General features: G+C 49.3%; 13 protein-coding genes. 6 read left to right on the top strand and 7 right to left on the bottom strand.

Annotated elements, in window-relative coordinates; genetic code table 11:
• Nucleotides 1-320: 320 nt before the first annotated feature.
• From ACKU4E_RS11885 to ACKU4E_RS11875, 3 genes are all read right to left on the bottom strand, one after another.
• Entirely contained in the window at nucleotides 321-2,474 is a 2,154-nt protein-coding gene (locus ACKU4E_RS11885) for a methyl-accepting chemotaxis protein (RefSeq protein WP_320171290.1), read from the bottom strand.
• A gap of 362 nt (nucleotides 2,475-2,836) precedes the next feature.
• A complete protein-coding gene (locus tag ACKU4E_RS11880; protein WP_320171289.1) occupies nucleotides 2,837-3,604 on the bottom strand; it encodes an exodeoxyribonuclease III in 768 nt (255 codons plus the stop codon).
• Nucleotides 3,605-3,614: 10 nt separating this feature from the next.
• Nucleotides 3,615-5,075, bottom strand: a complete 1,461-nt coding sequence (locus ACKU4E_RS11875) for an FkbM family methyltransferase (protein ID WP_320171288.1) — start codon at nucleotides 5,073-5,075, stop codon at nucleotides 3,615-3,617.
• 115 nt (nucleotides 5,076-5,190) lie between these two features.
• On the opposite strand from ACKU4E_RS11875, the gene ACKU4E_RS11870 reads away from it, so the two are divergent.
• Nucleotides 5,191-5,484, top strand: a complete 294-nt coding sequence (locus ACKU4E_RS11870) for a hypothetical protein (RefSeq protein WP_320171287.1) — start codon at nucleotides 5,191-5,193, stop codon at nucleotides 5,482-5,484.
• Nucleotides 5,485-5,527: 43 nt separating this feature from the next.
• Here ACKU4E_RS11870 and ACKU4E_RS11865 read toward each other — a convergent pair whose 3' ends face one another.
• Nucleotides 5,528-6,355: a hypothetical protein gene (locus ACKU4E_RS11865; RefSeq protein ID WP_320171286.1), complete on the bottom strand. Its 828-nt coding sequence runs from the start codon at nucleotides 6,353-6,355 to the stop codon at nucleotides 5,528-5,530.
• A gap of 132 nt (nucleotides 6,356-6,487) precedes the next feature.
• Between ACKU4E_RS11865 and ACKU4E_RS11860 the strand changes: the two genes are divergently transcribed.
• The 4 genes from ACKU4E_RS11860 to ACKU4E_RS11845 all read left to right on the top strand — a co-directional run bounded on the left by ACKU4E_RS11860 (nucleotide 6,488) and on the right by ACKU4E_RS11845 (nucleotide 12,759).
• Nucleotides 6,488-7,393 carry a hypothetical protein gene (locus tag ACKU4E_RS11860; protein WP_320171285.1) on the top strand — a complete coding sequence of 302 codons (906 nt, stop codon included), beginning with the start codon at nucleotides 6,488-6,490 and terminating at the stop codon, nucleotides 7,391-7,393.
• 219 nt (nucleotides 7,394-7,612) lie between these two features.
• A complete protein-coding gene (locus tag ACKU4E_RS11855; protein WP_320171284.1) occupies nucleotides 7,613-8,827 on the top strand; it encodes a response regulator in 1,215 nt (404 codons plus the stop codon).
• A complete protein-coding gene (locus ACKU4E_RS11850; RefSeq protein ID WP_320171283.1) occupies nucleotides 8,814-9,944 on the top strand; it encodes an HD domain-containing phosphohydrolase in 1,131 nt (376 codons plus the stop codon). The genes ACKU4E_RS11855 and ACKU4E_RS11850 overlap by 14 nt, the downstream gene beginning before the upstream one ends.
• Nucleotides 9,945-10,017: 73 nt before the next feature.
• Nucleotides 10,018-12,759 carry a PAS domain S-box protein gene (locus ACKU4E_RS11845; protein ID WP_320171282.1) on the top strand — a complete coding sequence of 914 codons (2,742 nt, stop codon included), beginning with the start codon at nucleotides 10,018-10,020 and terminating at the stop codon, nucleotides 12,757-12,759.
• 71 nt (nucleotides 12,760-12,830) lie between these two features.
• Here the strand turns inward: ACKU4E_RS11845 and ACKU4E_RS11840 are convergent, their stop codons facing one another.
• Nucleotides 12,831-13,124 (bottom strand): hypothetical protein, encoded by a 294-nt coding sequence (locus ACKU4E_RS11840; protein ID WP_320171281.1) that lies wholly within the window; start codon nucleotides 13,122-13,124, stop codon nucleotides 12,831-12,833.
• Between the two features lie 182 nt (nucleotides 13,125-13,306).
• Here ACKU4E_RS11840 and ACKU4E_RS11835 point away from each other — a divergent pair, with 182 nt between their 5' ends.
• A complete protein-coding gene (locus ACKU4E_RS11835; protein ID WP_320171280.1) occupies nucleotides 13,307-13,819 on the top strand; it encodes a hypothetical protein in 513 nt (170 codons plus the stop codon).
• Nucleotides 13,820-13,870: 51 nt separating this feature from the next.
• Here the strand turns inward: ACKU4E_RS11835 and ACKU4E_RS11830 are convergent, their stop codons facing one another.
• A complete protein-coding gene (locus ACKU4E_RS11830; protein WP_320171279.1) occupies nucleotides 13,871-15,040 on the bottom strand; it encodes an ATP-grasp domain-containing protein in 1,170 nt (389 codons plus the stop codon).
• A gap of 519 nt (nucleotides 15,041-15,559) precedes the next feature.
• Entirely contained in the window at nucleotides 15,560-16,741 is a 1,182-nt protein-coding gene (locus ACKU4E_RS11825) for an iron-containing alcohol dehydrogenase (RefSeq protein WP_320171278.1), read from the bottom strand.
• Between the last annotated feature and the right edge of the window lie 54 nt (nucleotides 16,742-16,795).

Genomic DNA, 16,795 nt, shown 5'->3' with positions numbered 1-16,795 from the left:
AAAAGCTGAAATATTTTTTTGTGTTTTATTGCTGCGGGTTTTGCTTTGAAAAAGTTTTTACGGCAGTGTCCTGATTTATCAGGACACAATGAAGCATGCTATTCTTAATTATTTAAGGGGAATGGGAAGAAAGACTGAATTTTTGAGGTGCCATGTGGGGGTGTGGAATGACTGCAAGCGTTTTTGAAGGTGGAAAACCGGAGATAATGACTAGGTAATTCAGCTGTAGGAAAAGCCCCGGAGGCCTGTATTTCCATATATTCCGGGTAGAATAAACTGTCCTTTATATATGGGCAGCCGGCCTGCCGGGGCTTTTGGAATCAGTTGCTTTTAAGTTCCTTAATCAGGGCCTGGAGTTCTTCTGCAAGGCTGGAAAGGTCGGAAACGGCTTTCATGGACAGGCTCATGGCTTCAGCCGTCTCAGTCGCAATGCGGTTGACTTCTTCCGAGCCCCGGTTGATCTGTTCGCTGGCCGCCGATTGCTGTTCGCTGGCCGTTGCTATTGACCGCACCTGGTCGGCAGTGGAATCCACTATTTCGACAATAGTCTCCAGGCTCTGGCCTGCCTGACTTGCGTATTCCGTGCTTTGCGTGACCATTGTGGCCGCGTGGCCCATTTCATCTATATTTTTTTGTGTTTCAGACTGGATTGCATGGACGGCCTGAGCTACTTCCTGAGTTGCCTGCATGGTTTTTTCCGCCAGTTTACGGACCTCATCGGCTACCACGGCGAAACCGCGTCCGGCCTCTCCGGCGCGGGCTGCTTCGATTGCCGCATTCAGGGCCAGCAGGTTGGTCTGATCAGCAATATCGGTAATCACCGTTATGACCTGAGATATCCCTTCGGCCCTTGAACCGAGTTCATTAAGACCAGAGACCATTTTTTCCGTGGCAGTGTTAACCGAGTTGATGGATGAAACCACGTTGGCAACGATTTTGCCTCCGTTTTCGGCATTGCTTTTTGCGTCCATGGCACTTTCAGCTGCTCTGGAAGCATTCTTGGCAACTTCCAGTACTGAGGCGTTCATCTGATCCATGGCTGTTGCCGATTCTGCAGTGCGCTCGCGCTGTATATCAGAGCCGTTGGCCGACTCCTGAATCTGCCGGGTGAGCTGCTCGGATGTTCTGGTTACCTGAGCGGCGATTCCTTCAAGTTGCCTGGCTGCATGGAGCATACCTTCCGATTTTGCGGATTCGGCTTTTTCCTTTGCCTGTCTGGCTTCCTCAAGGGCCTTGTTCGCCGCAAGGCTCTGCCTTTCCGCCTCTTCTGATTTTTCTTCTGCTGTTGATATGAATCTGACCAGATTTTCAACCATTGTCTTGAAAGCGTCACTTAGGATTTTGAGTTCCCCTCCCAGCCTGGCGGAAGGTTCAATGTTATCGAAGTTGCCGTTCGCTATCCTTTGGGCATCTTCTGCCATTGCTCCGATGGGTTTGGCTATGCTGCGGGCCACAAACAATGCCACTGCGATCACAAGTAGAATTGCTATGGCCGAAAGGATCAGGCTGAGTGTGAGAAAGCTGTTTGCTCCGGCAAAAATTTTGTCCGTGGGAATTGCCAGCCCTATGGACCAATGGGTGTCGGTGCCGGAGATGACGATAGGCTCAAAGGTGAAGAAGTACTCTTTTCCATCGAGCGGTGAGGTCATGATTTTCTGATACTTCCTGCCGGATTCGACACAACTGCTTATCTCAGCTCTTTCTGCCGGCGGAAATGCTTCGGTTATGTTCTTGCCGACCAGTTCCTGGTCGGGGTGGGCCACACAGTACCCCTTGTTGGAAACAATGAAAGCGTATCCAGTTTCCAGAGGGTGGATAGTATCGGCCATGGTTTTGAATGCCCCCAGAACAAAATCGATCCCGACCACGCCGATGAATTTTCCCTTTTTGACTATGGGGACGCTTACGGTTGCCATAACATCCGTAACGATTGAGGTTGTGTACGGCTCGGTAAGCACAGCCTTTTTTGTGTCCCGGGGGATCATATACCATGCTCTGGTATGGTTGGGGTCGTGCTGATGCATTTCGGCCAGTTTCCACTGCCCGTTTTCATGCCATCCGTATTGTCCGTATTCTCCGTTGGGCCCGAATTTACCACTGTCCTTGTATTCTGAGTCCCTTCCATCCAGCTGGTTGGGTTCAAGCACTATCTGTGTTCCGAAGAACATGGGGTCTGAATCCGTGAGGTGTCTGATGAAGTCGTTTACTGTTTCACGGTCGAGTTGCTCGCCGTAATCCGTCAGGCTCAGTACGGCTGCCGCTCCGGCCCAGGAGGCATCTAATGCTTTTTCAATTGTCGCCTTAACCTGATTCCCGTACCTGCCTGCCATCTCGTCAGCCAGTTCCTGAGCCTGTACCTGTGATGTTTCTCTTGTCTGGTTGACTGTAACAGCCGTGAAGCCAATAAAAATAACGATCATCATTATGCTGATGCTTAGAGTTATTTTGGTTCCTATTTTCAGGTTGTCGAGCATTTGCAACTCCTCTGGTTGTTTGTGGTACGGATATGGAAAAATAATATATAATTAAATCCGAAAAACGTAATAAAAATTTGTTTTTTTGATCTATATTAAACCTGTGTCAATTTCTACCAATTTTTGGTGAAAATTTTGCAGCAACTTACGTGCTGTTGTTTTTTCTGGAATGTTGAATTCGAATAAAAAACAAAAAACCGGATCAAATGATCCGGTTCAAGGTTGTGCTAAATGCATCGCGAACAGCGTAACAGCAATAAAATTAAAAACTTAAGAACATACCATTCCGGTCTGTTTTGTTTGTAAGAGTATATTTCATTGTCGCCATGCTCTTTTTTGTATCTGGCTTATGTTGTTCGGTATTATGGAATCGACAGTTCAATGCCTATGGGGCAATGGTCCGAACCAAGTACATCTGTTTCAATCCATGCGTTTTTGACCTTGTCGCGCAGTTCTTCGGAAACGAAAAAGTAGTCGATGCGCCACCCTGCGTTGTTTTTGCGGGCATTGAACCTGTAACTCCACCAGGAATAGTTTCCGGGATTCTCATCGAACATTCTGAAAGTGTCCACGTATCCGTGGGCAATGAACTTATCCAACCACTTCCTTTCAACCGGCAGGAATCCTGAGCGCTCCGAGTTTGCCTTGGGGTTCTTGAGGTCTATTTCCGTGTGTGCCGTGTTGAAGTCTCCGCCGACTACAACGGGTTTATTTTTTCTTAATTCCTGGGCGTATTCAAGAAAGCTGTCATAGAATCCCATTTTGTATTCAAGACGTTCATCACTCATCTGCCCGTTGGGATAGTATATGTTGAAAAGGTAGAAATGTTCGTACTCCATGAGCACCACCCTGCCTTCTCCCTTATATGCTTCATCCTGCAGCCCGAAGGAATGTGAAATCACCGGGTTGCGGAAGAAGCAGGCCGTGCCGGAATATCCTTTCTTTTCCTTGGACCAGTTCCATATGGAATCATATCCGTCGAAGTCGCGGTCTTTTGCCGGAATCTGTTCCGGATGGGCTTTTGTTTCCTGCAGCATGATCACATCGCCGTCGCAACTGCTGAACCATTCTCTGAAATTTTTCTTTATGACAGCCCTGTATCCGTTCACATTCCATGAATAAATTTTCATTCTGCCCTCGTTATATGCATTCCAAGCAGGCCTGACCGCGCCCTATGTCCATGAAGGACCGGATCTTCCAGCCGCTGCTGCGGATTATGGTTTCAAGTTCGTTTTGTTTGTAATCGTTGAAAAAACCGGCAGCCCGGCGTTGTTCAAGGTCCTTGCCCGGCAGCATGATGTGGTAGGTGAAAATCAGTCTGCCGGAGTGCTTTCTTGCCCATTTCATGAATGATTCCGGGTCGTGCAGGAATTCGAAGAGGCCAAGGGCGCAGATCACATCGTATCCGGTCTTTGGATATTGTTGCTGGTTCAGGTCGGCAACAATGCAGTTTCGGCTGCGGGCCACGATGTCCAGTGGAGTGTAGGAACAGTCCTCCGGTATGTAGTCACGCAGGAGCAGCAGTCCCGCACCGGCATCAAGCACGTTTGACCCTTCCGGGACCAGTCTTCCGGCCATCCCTGCCCTCAGGTCCGCATCTGTGGAAAGGTAATTCCAGCGGGACCACCTTCCGCAGTCGGTTGTCTTGTGTTCCATGAGCATTCTTGTATACCCGGCCATGAAACTGTCTGATACCGGAGGACGCATTGAAGGGGGAAGTATGGTGTGCGGAGTCCACTGTTTGTGATAGACCGGGAGCCTTTCAAGGGATTTGTCAATGCTGATGATATTGCATTGCTCATGGCTCGGTCCGTATGGCACCAGCGGGCCGCCCATGTCCTCATGCGGAAAACGGTACGACTCGAACCCCAGGTCTCTGAGCAGGGCAAGGGACAATGCGAACTCCTTCAGTCCTGCTTCTGTTCCCTGGAAGTGTCCCTTTTCCCATATGACCGCAGCAACCCTGCCGCTTTTAAGCAGCCCGAGTGCTCCGGTGAGCACCTGATATTCATGTCCTTCGGTATCTATTTTGATGAATATTCTGCAGTCAGATTCGGCGAATTCGGTAAGCGATACCAGCCGGTCCAGTGTTTCCAGCCGGACTTCCAGTTTTCGGGCGGTATTGTTTTGCGGATATGGTAGCAGGCTGTGGCCCATGGATGAATTGAGGTTCAGAATACTGCGTCCGCTCCGATCCGAGGCCGCGCATTCGGCTATGATCACCTGTTTCCGGCATTCGTTGAATTCGGTCCAGAGTTTCAGCCTGCCGACATTGTCCGGGTGCGGTTCCACCGCAAGCACGTTTACCTTGCCCGGAAATTTCATGGCGGCGGTCAGGGTGTACAGGCCGAAGTGGGCTCCGACGTCTATGAACAGGTCTCCCGGCCGGATATGAGCATGTATGAATGCTCTGGAGGCGTATTCGAAACCTCCTGTCCTTGTCTCGCGTGAATAAAGTGAGGCCGTGCCCGGATCGCGCATTTGCCGCTTTGCCAGCAGCATTTCGAATTCAGGCTGTCCCGAATCGTTTTTGAATACGCTGGGCACTCTCAGCCATTCGTCTCGGCCGGTTATGCGTTCAAGAATTTTTTCTCTGCTCACGTTGCGAAGTCTATGTTTGATGTTGCCGGTTGTTTATAATGCAGACGATTACCTTAAAGTGAAATGAATTTATACCAAAATATGTCGGAACCATCATAGAGGAGATCGCCTGTTGGTGCAGAATATTGACTGCGGAATATCTTCTGCATTGATGCCGGATGTTGTTCCATGCGTCAGTACTGCTAGAAACAAAAAAAGCCCGCATAAATGCGGGCTGAAAGAAAAATGGACGGGTTGCCCCGCTCAACATGGACTATTCTTCAGTGCTGCTGGCCTTGATGAAAGCGATTGCAGCCATAGTCATTGCCAGACCGAGAAAAAACCAGAAAAAGCTCATATCCTTACTCCTCCATTTTATGCTTATCAAACTGGATTTCTTTCCATATCAAAAAAAGAAGCATTTGAATAGAGGGCATGGTGTGCTCTCCTTATTTCGTGTCCGGCCGGAAGATTTAAACCGCTATATTGAGCATGGAGCCGGAAGGAATGGTCGCCAGAGCCGTAGTCGCCTGCAGGTTATCCATTATTTCCCCTGCGGCCATGGGGGCAGTCGCTGCCGTTATGCCGGGAGCTGTCTTTTCCGCTTCGTCCAGGCCCTTTGCAAGTCCCTTCTTCAATGCGGACATGGAATTTCCTTCTTCTTCCATAACCTGTTCAATAATGCTTTTGATGCTCTCTGCCGTGGATTCACCGAACTGGCTGCTGACCTGAGCGAATGTATTCTGCATGGTCAGCTGTACGGATGTTCCCGGATCGGCGGCAAAGAAGAATTCCTGCAACCCGTTTTCGAAATATCCGTTTATTTCCGTATTCAGGTCCGAGTTGAAGTTGTCCATGACTTTATCTCCGGCAGCGAATCCGAAGTTTCTGTCTATGAACTGGACCGACTTGAGCAGTCCCTTGCCCAGGGAATCTTCCGTGATGGTTTCGCCTGATTCGGAAAGGACTATGCCTTTGAATGCGGTTGCTGCATTCTGGCCGAATTCCGATTCAATGAAGTCTGCGGTTCTGGAAAGAGCTTCGGTTAGTCCGGAAGGGTCTTTTGGAGATTCTGTGTCCTCGGCGGTATTTTCCTTTGTTTTGCCGGCGGTCGAGGAGGAAGCGATCTTTTGTGCCATGATGTCCGCAAACACATCTGATGTGTTTGCGGACGGAGCCGATACGTTCAGGCGCGTCGCTCTAACGCCGGAAGTCCGGCTTCCGCCCAGAATCGGGGATCCGCTGTCCAGTAGTCCCGAAACCCCGTAGGAGTTGTTGAGTGATGATGCGTCTATTCTCATGGCATTTGTCTCTTTCTGAAAATACTTATCGGTATGCTGCCGATTTTGTTTAGGCCGGTTATAAAAAGTGGGCAAAATTGTGCGGTTTTGTTGACGGATAAAATGAGTGACCGTATCTTCAGACGTATGAATATGACCAAATTTAAAGAGTTTCTGTCGGACAGGAAGGTTTTGCTGGGCGTCTCGTCAGCTGTAGTTATTCTGATAGCGGCCGGATACGGTCTTTACTGCGTTCAGAAATCCATTGCCGAGGAAAAGGCCCGTGTTGCGGAACAGCAGCGAATCGAGCAGAAGCGAATCCTCAAAGAAAAGCAGGATACTGAAAGGTCCAGAGTGATTGAAAGCATGAAGAGGCTCATTGAGACCGGAAATGCGGAGACCGCCTTGGCTGTTGCGGACAAGAACCGTGATCTCATGAATGATGAGCTCAAGGCCATGATCCATCTTGCAACGGAGAAGGACCTCCTGAGCCGCATCGAACGGACCCCGAAATGGAATTATGCCGAACTGGCCAAGTACTATGCCGCTCTTGCGGCTCTTGAACCTGAGAACAACCGCTACCGAAAGCAGCTCAATGGGTATGACAGCAAGCTGCGCAAGAAACTTGAACGCAAGCTGTACGCAAAAGTTCAGGCCCTTCCCGTGAACGATTTCAAGGCCAATATGGATATTTATGAGGAATTGATGCAGCTCAATCCCGGTGAAGCTCTCTATAAAAGCAAATACGAGGCATACAGGAAAAAGTACGATGATTTCATGAAGGATCTTGAAAAATTCGGAAAGCGTCCTGAACTTTCTGAAGACGGGCGGGCCTATGCGGAGGTTGAAAAATATCTGCGTGAAAACACCATGTATCCTGAGTCATTGCGTATGGAGAGCGCTACGGACTGCTATTATACTGATGCAGGGTGGCTGGTAGGCTGCTCGTACAGTGAGAATAATGAAGCCGGAAACAGCTTCAGCGAGTTTCTATGGTTCACGGTATGCAATTCAACGGTGACCAAGGTTGAGCCGGGCGGAGCCTATACGGTCAATTGAGGACTTTGGTGTCAGCATGAATTCCGGTCCCTATATGCTGTGCCCCATGTGCAGGCTGATGAACCGGCCTTTTCATCGTAGTTTGATTTATAGTTGGTAAATTTATCCCGTTATTGTTATAAGGTAATAAACAGGTCTGTACGGCCTTCTATGGGAATTTCCCTTGAAGAGCCGACCTGCCCGGTATTGCGTTTGATACTACGCAGAGGTTTTCTTGTAATGAAATTGAATATTCTTTTTGTAGATGACGATACCAACCTTCTGGCAGGCGTCAGAACCATGATGCATTCCATGCGTAAGGAATGGAAGTGCCGGTATGCATCCAGCACCGCCGATGCCTTGGAGTTGGTCGGGAAATATCCTTTTGATGTCGTTGTTTCAGATATGCGCATGCCTGGTATGGACGGATCGGATTTTCTAAAGGAAGTTGAGAAGATTCAGCAGGGCGCGGTCAGGATCATTCTTTCTGGGTATTCCGAAATGCAGGCTCAGCTCAAGTCCACCGGCAGTGCCCATCAGTTTTTATCCAAGCCGTGCAGTACCGATACAATTGTTAATACTATTCGTCGGGTTGCAGAGCTCAAGGACATCCTGACCGATGATAAAATCCGCAAAATAGTTTCCGAGCTGGACTCTCTTCCCGTTATCCCGGAGCTGATAACAAAGATTCGGGAAGAGTTGGAAAGACCAGATCCGGATATTGCGAAAGTGGGCAGGCTGGTTGAGCAGGATGCGGGCACTTCCGCAACACTCCTGAAAGTGGTTAACTCTACCTTTTTCGGTTTTTACGAAAAGATCACTTCGCCATCCAGAGCCGTTGTCATGCTTGGGACCGAGGTTTTGAAGGGTCTTGTTCTGGGAGTGAATCTGCTCCGGGAACTGGATGTGGACAGTCTCAACGGATATTCCGTCTATAAACTTTGGGACCACAGCCTGCAGACGGGATATTTTGCCCGGGCGATTGCAAAGTGCGAGTCAACTGACCGGAGTTTTATAGATTGCTGCTTTGTCAGCGGGCTGCTGCATGATGTCGGGAAGCTTGTTCTGATAACCAAGATGGATTCCTTTTACCAACTGGTTCTGGATGCTGTGGCGGAACAGGGCGGTCCTGTCGTTAAGCAGGAAATGCGGGTGTTGGGTGCAACTCACGCCGGTGTGGGGGCGTATCTTCTGGGGCTCTGGGGTTTTAACGAGGATGTGGTTAAAAGTGTATATTCGCATCACTCGTTTAAGGATTGCGGGGACAAACTGACTGCACCGCTGATTGTGCATGTGGCGGACTGCCTGCAACATGAAATCGGCCTGATGGATTCCGATTATGTTTTTTACCCTCTTGAGATTGAATGCCTCGAAAAACTGAATCTGCAGGATCGACTGGAAGTCTGGAAGGAAGAATGCGCGAAGGCCATGGAGGACAAGTATGAGCGTTGCTAGGAAGGTTCTTTTTGTTGATGATGAGCAGAATATTCTCGACTCATACAGAGCGTCCTTGCGCAGGCGGTTCAAGGTGGAAACAGCGCTTGGCCCGGAGGAAGGGCTTGAAAAAGTGAAATCATCCGGACCTTACGCGGTTGTTGTTTCCGATCTTAAGATGCCCAAGATGGACGGGATCACCTTTCTGCGCAAGGTGCAGGACTCTTCGCCCGATACAGTGCGCATAATGCTTACCGGGCATGCTGATCTGGACTCGGCTATCGCTGCGGTCAACGAGGGGGCAGTGTTCCGTTTTCTGACCAAGCCCAGCCACATAGACGAGATGATACGCATCCTGACCCTTGCCATGAAACAGTATTCTCTGGTGGTGGCGGAGCGCGAACTGCTGCGCGGAACACTTCGCGGAAGCATAAAGGTGCTGATGGATATACTCTCGCTGGTCAATCCTGAAGCCTTCGGCCGGAGTGAGCGCGTACGGAGACTGGCCGCTTTTCTTGGACAGAGCCTGAACATTGCACAGCCGCTGCACCTCGACCTTGCAGCCATGCTCTGTCAACTGGGTTGTGTTACCCTTACAGATACAGTTCTGCAGAAAGTTATTCATGGAGAGGAACTGAGTGCCGAGGAACACCAGATTTTCGACATGCATCCTTCCATCACTGCAGGGATGCTTTCCAATATCCCCCGCATGGAGCGGGTAACGGAAATAATACTGCACATGCACGATTCGCTGGCCGACAACCCCACCCAACCGCTGGAATCAAAAGTTCTGCGTATCTGTCTGGATTATGATCTGCTTGTCCAGCAGGGACTGGCAAAGCAGGATGCGATTGATTCCATGCGTGCACGGGAAGGTGTTTATGATCCCAAGATGCTGAACGCCCTTGAAAAGGGAACCGCAGGAGAAGAAGGCTATGTCCGCAGAGAGATAAACCTGTCGGAACTCAAAGTGGGCATGCTCCTTGATGAAGACCTGTGGAGTCTGGACGAGGTCTACATCATGGTTGACGGAACGGAGATAACCGAAGCCGCGCTCATCCGTATCCAGAATTTCATGAAGACTAAAAGACTACCCGACAGGGTACGGGTCATGGTTCCTGTGGATCAGGTGCAGTAAAAGTTTTCAGGCTCCATGGAATTTTCAGTTTATCGTATACAGCGCCATTGAATTTCTAGCAGAGGAGGCCGTAGTGTTCAAAGGAAACAGGCTGAGCATCTTTGCGATTTTTCTTCTGTCTGTTTTTATGATGTCTGTGGTCTGGGTCAACTATGATTCTCAGGTGGAGCTGCGCGATGCCTCGATAAAACGATTTCGGGAAGATTCGGCCAGAAAGGCTGAGGTCCTGAGTCATTTTTTTTCGGAGCGAATAAATGATCTCAATGATGTTTCCGCATCAAGGGAAATTCTCGGTTTTTTTTCAGATCGCCTCACAGGCATGGCCGGTAAGGAAGACAACCGGACCATGCTGGAAGACATCTCGGAACTTTTCAAACGGTTTTGCCTGCTGAAAAAAATACACGGGATTCAGATTTACAGAATGATGGCCTTTGTAGATGGCGATGCTCGTATTCTGGCGGATAACACTGGTCCTCACCCTGTCTCAAGAGACTCCGTAAGCATGGATATTGTGGAAAAAGCCACTGCGGGACAGACTTCCATTCGCGTCACCGGAAAAAATGAAAAGCAGATAGTTTTTGTGCATCCTCTCAGTTTTAACGGACAGCGGAAGGGGGCTGTTATCGCCTGGCTGAATTCATCCGAAAAAGGCGATTCCTTGTTGGAGGAGGCTGTTACCGGCAGTTACGGCGGGCTTGAATTGTTTGTTTATAATAAAGACAAGATTTATTCTCCTCAGGGGAATGTCCCTGATGGATTTTCATCAATAGTGATCAAAGGATTACTCCCTTCAGACGGCAAGGTGCTGACAAAAGTTCTCCAGGACGGGCAGCGCAGGAAAGCATTTCTGATAACCTGCTCAAGTGTTCGCGGCACTCCTTTCCAGCTTGTTTATTTTGTCCCGCGCAATGACGTGCTGGGCAGATATGAGCCGTGGCAGATATTATTGACTACAATAGTTGTGGCAGTCCTGCTTCTCGGTTGCGGTGTTGTGCTGCTGATTTCAAACGTGCGTAACCTGAGGCTTAAGGTTCAGATAGAAGAATCTGCCAAGCAGGCCGAGTTTGTTTCCGAGCGCAGGGAGAGGCTGGAAGCGGAGATCCGGGCCAGGAAGACCGCAGAGGAGAGTCTGCGGAAAATCAATGATGAACTTGAGGAGAGGGTGGAGGAAAGGACCAACGCCCTGCGGGAACGCACAAACGATCTCATCCGCGAGGTTACCGAACGCCGCGAGGCGGAAGACGCCATGCGGATAATCTTCAACAGAGCCTATGATGCCTTCATAATACACGATGTTCAGGGGAACATTATCGAAGTCAATGAACGTGTTCTTGAGTTGTACAAAGTCTCTCTTGATCAGATATTCGGACTTTCCGTACGGGATGATCTTTCCTCCCCGGACAACCAGCTTGAAGTTCTGGACGAATACTGGGGCCGTGCACTTGGGGGAGAAGATGTTATCTTTGACTGGACGGCGCGGCGTCCCTCGGACGGGTCTGTTTTTGATGCGGAAGTGGCTCTATGCCGTATAGAACAGGGCGGCAAAACCGCGATTCTTTCAACCGTACGCGATGTTTCGGAACTGCGTAAGATTCAGGTTCAGCAGCAGGAGCATCAGGAATTTCTTAATACCATTTTCATGGGCATCGGCGCAGCCATTTTTGTTTTTGAGCCGTCCGAAGGTGTGATGGTGGACTGCAACTCGGTTGGGGAGGAACTGCTTTCCCTTACCACAGAGCAGATTCTGGACCCGAATTCCCAGCATTCCTTTGTCTTCAAATCCGATTCCGAAAAGGACCTGCTCTGTCCGGACGTACACGAGCAGGGATCTTACGAAGAAGGCATGCTGATTATGCCTGACGGTATGTCCATACCTGTCTCGCGCAGGCTTTTTGAAGTGCATATCGGCGGCAGGAGCCATCTGGTTCAGGTTGTCTTTGATATTTCCGAGCGGAAAGTGCTTGAGAGAAAACTGAATATTGCCCAGAAGCTGGAGTCCATCGGGCAGCTTGCATCCGGTATTGCTCACGAGATAAATACCCCGATTCAATACGTCGGAGACAGCATCCGGTTCGTCAAGGAGGCGTTCGAGGACATAGAAAGCCTGCAGGAACAGTATGACAGGCTGGTTGCGGATTCCGGAGACTGGCCAGGTAAGGCGGCCAGATTGCAAGAGATTGAAGAATTTAAAGATGATCTCGATATGGAATTCGTGATGGAAGAGATTCCCAAGGCCTGCAAGCGGGCCCTTGAAGGGGTAGAGCGGGTTGCGACGATTGTGTTGGCCATGAAGAATTTTTCCCATCCCGGAGAAGAGAAGCCGAAAGCTGTGGACATAAACAAGGCGGTTATGAATACGGTAACTGTCTCCCGCAACGAATGGAAATACGTGGCAGAGCTTGAAACATCGCTTTCACCTGACCTGCCGCTCGTGCACGGTTTTCCGGGCGGTATAAATCAGGTTCTGCTTAATGTTATAGTAAATGCCGCTCACGCGATTATGGAAAAAGTGCAGGGAGACGAAAAGGGAACCATCACGGTTTCGACCAGTTATATCTATCCGGATGTTGAAATACGGATTACGGATACGGGTTGCGGCATTCCCAGGGACATCATAATGAAGATTTATGACCCGTTCTTCACCACCAAGGAAGTCGGCAAAGGTACGGGGCAGGGACTGGCAATTGTGCACGACATAGTAGTTGAGAAGCACGGCGGAACGGTTGATATCGAGTCCGAAGTCGGTAAGGGAACGACTTTTATTATCCGTCTGCCGGTAGAAGCTGCGGAAGAAATACCGGTCATTACCGAGTAATAAAAAAACTCCGTCCGAGGTATTTCGGGCGGAGTTTTTTATGCCTTTCAGGGGCACAGACTGAAAACGGTTTATGCTTCGAGATCCTTTATCCATCCCTCAAGCGTTTCAATTATCTTCCGAGCCTGGTCGGGGCTTGAGATGTTGAACTTGGACTGCGGGCGATATTCCCCTTTCATTTTCCTATAGCGGCGGATTGTGTACATATCCTTGCCGAATTTTCCGGTTTTGTTGTCGATCTGTTTGTAGCGGAACATGATTGTGGTCCATGCTCCCTTGGTGAGCACGACCTTATCCAGTTCCTGGACAACAACTTCACCGTTCTCTTCATATTGAATGGTCAAATCTTCAATTGTGGAACTCATGGGCAGATTCTCCTTGGCGGGTTGTATTTAGAATACCCGGAAACTGCCGCAAATGTCCGCGCTTGTCAAAGGGGAGAAGATATATGTTAAAAGACAACGCGAAACACAACTATCTATATTTTCCTTGATATAAATATAATGTAATTGTATTTAAGTTGTGTTTTAATAAAAGGAGACGTGTTGTGTTTAAAAAACTTTTTATGAGTATGTCCCTGTCAATTTTAGTATTGTTGGTTAGTACAACTGGCTTTGCTCAGACTAGCTACGTTCCGCAAGGTAAATTTGTTACACCTATGCTCATGCATGATACGCATAGCTTGAATTTGACCCAAACTGAATTCATATTAACGAATATTACAGGTAGTTTGGTCCACTGTAATATTAAAGTCTTTGACCAAAACGGTAATGATGTAAGTTCATATAGCCAGGTCATTTCCGGGCCTAGTCAGGGAACTGTATCTGTAATTAGTACCGGAGGAGAATTTGATATTCCGGCACATTGTTCGCGCTGGTATGTTTTTGGTTTAAGAACAAGTTCCGGAATAGGATCTTTCGGCTATGCCATAATAAATTGGACTGCAGAAGACTCAAGCCTGACTAAAGCGTTAATAGGCGATAAGTTCTACAAAGGAGCTATGGGGAGCGGTTTAGGGTATGCCGGTTGTTATCCATTGAATAGTGGGAATCCTTTTTAATTGAAAAGTACAACCGGCTTTTTCTGGGCTGGTTGTACTTTTCTGGTAAATCTACTCAAACTCAAGATACTGCGTAAAATCCGCATGAAGCATTTTTTTCAGTTCTTCCATGTTCTCTTCCTCCACTTCGGCGAAAGTGAAAGCAAATACCGGGTATTCACGGTAATCTATCTTTCTTAGTTCCAGCGGCTTGGTAAAGTTGGATAAAAACGCTTCATAGTTGACGGATTTGATCTTCGAACAATCAACGGATGAATCAATATCGCCGATGATCATGGCGTAGACTTTCCCTTTGCAGCAGTTGGAAATCTTACCCCAGTCCGGGATTTTGCTCTCCATGAAATATTCGTACGGATTTATGCCGTAGGCATAGTAGGCCAGATCGGTTACGCACCAGCCTGCGAAACGCATGGGGTTGACCTCTATGATTCCTATATGGCCGGAATTGTCCCTGCGCAGTTCTATGTGGATGGGGAAGTTTCGTAAGTCCGCTCTCTTCCCGATCTCTGCAAGCAGTGCGATGAATTCGTCATGGTGTTCACTTATTATTTTCGGGGAAGTTATGTAGCAGCGGTCGCCGACATCATCGCTGGAGGCGAAAAGGTGGCCGAGGATGTTGATGATGACCGGATTGCCCTGCTTGTCGAAATAGGCATCAACAGCAAATTCTTCACCTTCGATGCATTGTTCGATTATGAAATTATCAAGTTCAAGTACTTTGGCCGGATACATGGTTCTGATGCGTGAAACTTCGCTATGGATGGCATCAAGTGCTCCAGGCCAGTCTGCTGCAGACTCAACCATGTGTACCCCCAGGCTGAAAAAACCGACACTCGGTTTTACAACACAAGGAAAAGGAAGCTCCGCCGGTGCAACGGAATCCAATCCTTCAAGGGCTGCCATGCGGTAATAGAAATCCGGGTAGAGGTCTTTCAAGAGATCGCGGAATGCGCCCTTGTCCTTGAAAAGGCGTATTTTATCGGGGAGGCCGCCGATATCAAGGTGCCCGTCCATCCAGTCTATGGCGTTTTCGGAATTGGAGTATACCGGACATTCGGGGGCGCGCTTGTACTGCGCGAGGAACTCCTCAGCAGGCACCATGCCTGCGGGTTTATCTTCAAACGCACGGCGTGCGGTCTCGTTGTCCAGTACGGTATATCCCTTTTCAATCAGGGTCTGTTTCAGGAATTCAGAAACATAAGGCTTTTCCAGTATAAACATATTGCATCCTTTTCTGGCGAAATTGCGTCAGATATATTCGTCCATTGCTGTTTTGTAAATAAAACAGCTAGTCGCGCCGGAAACGGATGTACAGTGACAGATGGGTAAAAAGTGGACGTTACAGTCCGGGAGGATTTTTGAAAGGCCGGTTGCTTCGTTTGCTCCAAGGTGCTGGGGTTTGAGAGGTTCACAGGGCGAGGAACCATCTCCATTGAAGCTAGTGGGGTTTAAGGTCCGTCAGCTTGTTAAGCTCGCGGTTTTTTGGGTTGAAGCAACCGGGCCTTCGGGAAATTTAGTCTGAGGGGAACCCGGAGGTTCCCCTCGGAAATACAGAGTCTGTCCTGCACGCTTAAGTTTGCAGCTCCACCTGCGCGCCTGCGGCCGGACTAACGGAATAACGGAATCGTCCTATACCAATCCATGACCTCTGTTATGCAAAGATTACCGTTGTTCCGCGACCTGAATATCTTGTACATCCGGTCCCGGCTTGCAGAATCCGGGACCGGATGGAATTTTATACTAAAGGGCAGCCTTGTAGATGGCAGCTACAGCAGCGTCAGACATGGATCTGGGGTTGGTGAGACCGCAGGCATCCTTCTGTGCGTTGCCGGTCATGGTGGGGATGTCGTCGGCAGAAACCTTCTTGCCGTACTTTTCGCCGAGGGCGATCAGACCGGCAGGAATACCTACGTCTGCGGACAGTCTGCGGATAGCGTCGAGAGCGGCGTCAGCAGCGTCACGAGGAGCCATACCGGCAGTATTCACGCCGAGCCATTCAGCCATGGTGGCGAAACGGTCAACCTTGGCGATCAGGTTGTACTGCTCAACGTGGGGCAGGAGGATGGCGTTGCATTCACCGTGAGGCAGGTCGTAGAAACCGCCGAGCTGGTGAGCCATGGCGTGAACGTGGCCGAGAGATGCGTTGTTGAATGCCATACCGCCGAGATACTGAGCGTAGCACATGCCTTCACGGGCTTCGATGTCCTGTCCGTTTGCAACTGCGCGGCGCAGGTACTGGTTGATAAGTCTGATGGACTTTTCAGCACAAGCGTCGGTGATGGGGGTTGCGATTGTGGAAACGTATGCTTCTACGGAGTGAGTCAGGGCGTCCATACCGGTTGCTGCGGTCAGTGCCGGTGGCATGCCCATCATGAGCAGCGGGTCGTCAAGGGCGATACCCGGAGTTACGCGCCAGTCAACGATAGCCATCTTAACTTTGCGGGAAGTGTCGGTGATGATGCAGAAACGGGTCATTTCAGAAGCGGTTCCTGCAGTGGTGTTAACAGCTACGTAAGGAGGCATGGGTTTGGTGGATTTGTCCACGCCTTCGTAGTCATGGATGGTTCCGCCGTTGGAAACAACCAGGCCGACACCTTTACCGCAGTCATGGGAGCTACCGCCACCAAGAGTGATCAGGGAGTCACAACCGTTGTCCTGATAGGCGGATACGCCGGCTGCAACGTTCTTGTCGGTGGGGTTGGGGATGGTTTCGTCATAAACAACGCAATCCATGCCTTCAGCTTTCAGAATATCAACAATCTGCTGGGTGATTCCAACACCGGTGATACCTTTGTCAGTAACCAGCAGAGGTTTTTTCCCGCCAAGAGCTTTGATGCGTGCGGGGATTTCTTTGTGAGCGCCGATACCGATGAGGGTTACGCTGGGAATAAAGAAACCGTTGACTTGTTCACGTACTGCCATTTGAGACCATCCTTTAGCTTAATAGGTTTTAGAAGGTTGGGCCTAGTCTTGTAC

It is taken from the genome of Maridesulfovibrio sp. (assembly GCF_963677005.1).
In the GTDB taxonomy this organism is placed as follows: Bacteria; Desulfobacterota; Desulfovibrionia; order Desulfovibrionales; family Desulfovibrionaceae; genus Maridesulfovibrio.
The sequence above is the reverse complement of the archived record's forward strand: the minus strand, read 5'-3'. Positions and strand labels throughout refer to the sequence as shown.